Here is a 3,063-nt window from a genome sequence, read left to right as displayed (position 1 = left end):
CCGAGCGCGAGGCCTGGATCGCCGAGCGCCGCGCCGAACGCGCCAAGCGCCAGGCCGCCTCCGGCAACGCCCGCTGACCGCGACGAGGGCAAGGCCATGGCCATGAACCCGTCCCGTCCCTTCATCGAGCGGCCGGTCGCGACCTCGCTGCTGATGCTGGCCATCCTGCTGGCGGGCCTGCTGGCCTACCGGCTGCTGCCGCTGTCGGCGCTGCCCGAGGTCGACTACCCCACCATCCAGGTCACGACGCTCTATCCGGGCGCGAGCCCCGACGTCATCTCCACCACCGTCACCGCGCCGCTGGAGCGCCAGTTCGGCCAGATGCCGGGGCTGGGGCAGATGACCTCGTCGAGCTCGGGCGGCGCCTCGGTGATCACGCTGCGCTTCTCGCTGGGCCTGTCGCTGGACGTGGCCGAGCAGGAGGTGCAGGCCGCGATCAATGCCGGATCGAACCTGCTGCCCTCCGACCTGCCGATGCCGCCGGTCTACAGCAAGGTCAATCCGGCCGACGCGCCGGTGATGACGATCGCGGTGACCTCGCCCTCGCTGCCGGTCATCAAGGTGCATGACCTGGTGGAGAACCGCCTCGCGCCCAAGCTGTCGCAGGTCGACGGCGTGGGCCTGGTGAGCATCGCCGGCGGCCGCCGGCCCGCCGTGCGCATCCAGGCCAACCCGAGCACGCTGGCCGCGCTGGGCCTGTCGCTGGACGACGTGCGCAGCGCCATCGCCTCGGCCAACGTCAACCAGGCCAAGGGCAGCTTCGACGGCGCGCAGCGCGCCTCCACCATCGACGCCAATGACCAGCTGCGCTCCGCCGCCGAGTACCAGAACCTGATCATTGCCTGGAAGAACGGCAACCCGCTGCGGCTCAGCGATGTCGCCCAGATCGTCGACGACGCCGAGAACCTGCGTCTGGCGGCCTGGGCCGACACGACGCCGGGCGTCATCCTGAACGTGCAGCGCCAGCCCGGCGCCAACGTGATCCAGACGGTGGACCGGGTGAAGGCGCTGCTGCCCAAGCTGCAGGGCACGCTGCCGGCGTCCGTCGACGTGCAGATCCTGGCCGACCGCACCACCACGATCCGCGCCTCGGTCGACGACACCGAGATCGAGTTGCTGCTCGCCATCGCGCTGGTGGTGGCGGTGATCTTCCTGTTCCTGCGCAGCGGCAGCGCCACGCTGATCCCCAGCGTCGCGGTGCCGCTGTCGCTGGTGGGCACCTTCGGCGTGATGTACCTGGCCGGCTTCTCGATCAACAACCTGACGCTGATGGCGCTGACGATCTCCACCGGCTTCGTCGTCGACGACGCGATCGTGATGATCGAGAACATCGCCCGCTACGTCGAGGAAGGCGACTCGCCGATGGAGGCCGCCTTCAAGGGCTCGCGCCAGATCGGCTTCACCATCATCTCGCTGACCGTCTCGCTGATCGCGGTGCTGATCCCGCTGCTGTTCATGGGCGACGTGGTGGGCCGGCTGTTCCATGAATTCGCGATCACGCTGGCGGTGGCCATCCTGATCTCGGCCTTCGTGTCGCTGACGCTGACGCCGATGATGAGCGCGCGGCTGCTGAAGCCGGAGACCGAGCAGAAGCACTCGCGGCTCGGCACCTGGTTCGGCGAGAAGTTCGAGGCCATGATCCAGGGCTACGGCCGCGCGCTGGATTGGGTGCTGGACCGCCCGGTGCTGACGCTGCTGGGCTTCGCCGCCACGCTGGCGCTGACCGCGCTGCTGTACGTGGTCGTGCCCAAGGGCTTCTTCCCGGTGCAGGACACCGGCCTGGTGCAGGTGATCACCGAGGCGACGCAGAGCACTTCCTTCGATGCGATGAGCGAGCGCCAGCAGCGGCTCGCCGAGGTCTTCCTGAAGGATCCCGACGTCGACCACATCGCGTCCTTCATCGGCGTGGACGGCGCGAACGCCTCGCTGAACACCGGCCGGATGCAGATCACGCTCAAGCCCTTCGCGCAGCGCCACGCGTCGGCCACCGAGGTCATCGCGCGGCTGGGCGACCTGAACCGCCAGGTGCCCGGCATCACCGCCTACATGCAGCCGGTGCAGGACCTGACCATCGAGGATCGCGTCTCCAAGACGCAGTACCAGTTCCTGCTGAGCTCGCCGGACTCGACCGACCTGCAGAAGGCCAATGACGCGCTGCTGGCGCGGCTCAAGCAGCTGCCGCAGCTGGCCGACGTCGCCAGCGATCTGCAGAACCAGGGCCTGCAGGCCTGGGTGCAGATCGACCGCGAGGCGGCCGGCCGGCTCGGCGTCACGGTCGCATCGATCGACACCGCGCTCTACAACGCCTTCGGCCAGCGGCTGATCTCGACGATCTACACGCAGGCCAGCCAGTACCGCGTGGTGCTGGAGGCGGCGTCGGAATTCCGCAGCGGCCCGCGCGCGCTCGAAGGGCTGTATGTGCCGGGCAGCACAACGACGACCAGTGCGACCGGCACGGCCACCACCACGACGGTGCAGGTGCCGCTGAGCTCGGTGGCGCAGATCGTCGAGCGGCCGGCGGCGCTGGCGATCAACCATGTGGCGCAGTTCCCGGCCGCGACGATCTCGTTCAACCTGCCGCCCGGCGTCGCGCTGGGCGACGCGGTGCAGGCGATCAAGGCCGAGCAGGCGAAGCTGGACCTGCCCATCAGCGTCGAGACCAGCTTCCAGGGCGCGGCCGAGGCCTTCAGCAATTCGCTGTCCAGCACGCTGTTCCTGATCCTGGCCGCGGTGGTCACCATGTACATCGTGCTGGGCGTGCTCTACGAGAGCTACATCCATCCGGTCACCATCCTGTCGACGCTGCCCTCGGCCGGCGTCGGCGCGCTGCTGGCGCTGCTGATCGGTGGGCTGGACCTGGGGATCATCGCGATCATCGGCATCGTGCTGCTGATCGGCATCGTGAAGAAGAACGCGATCATGATGATCGACTTCGCGCTCGAGGCCGAGCGCGAGCAAGGCCTCGATCCACGCGCCGCGATCCACCAGGCCTCGCTGCTGCGCTTCCGTCCGATCCTGATGACGACGATGGCCGCGCTGCTCGGCGCGCTGCCGCTGATGCTG

1 protein-coding gene is annotated in these 3,063 nt (G+C 68.9%); it reads left to right on the top strand.

Annotated elements, in window-relative coordinates; all coding sequences use genetic code 11:
• Positions 1-102 precede the first annotated feature (102 nt).
• A partial coding sequence (locus tag FUT87_RS04795) for an efflux RND transporter permease subunit (RefSeq protein ID WP_147240244.1) occupies positions 103-3,063 on the top strand: 2,961 nt, incomplete at its 3' end.

The organism is Mitsuaria sp. TWR114 (assembly GCF_007997345.1).
The sequence above is the reverse complement of the archived record's forward strand: the minus strand, read 5'-3'. Positions and strand labels throughout refer to the sequence as shown.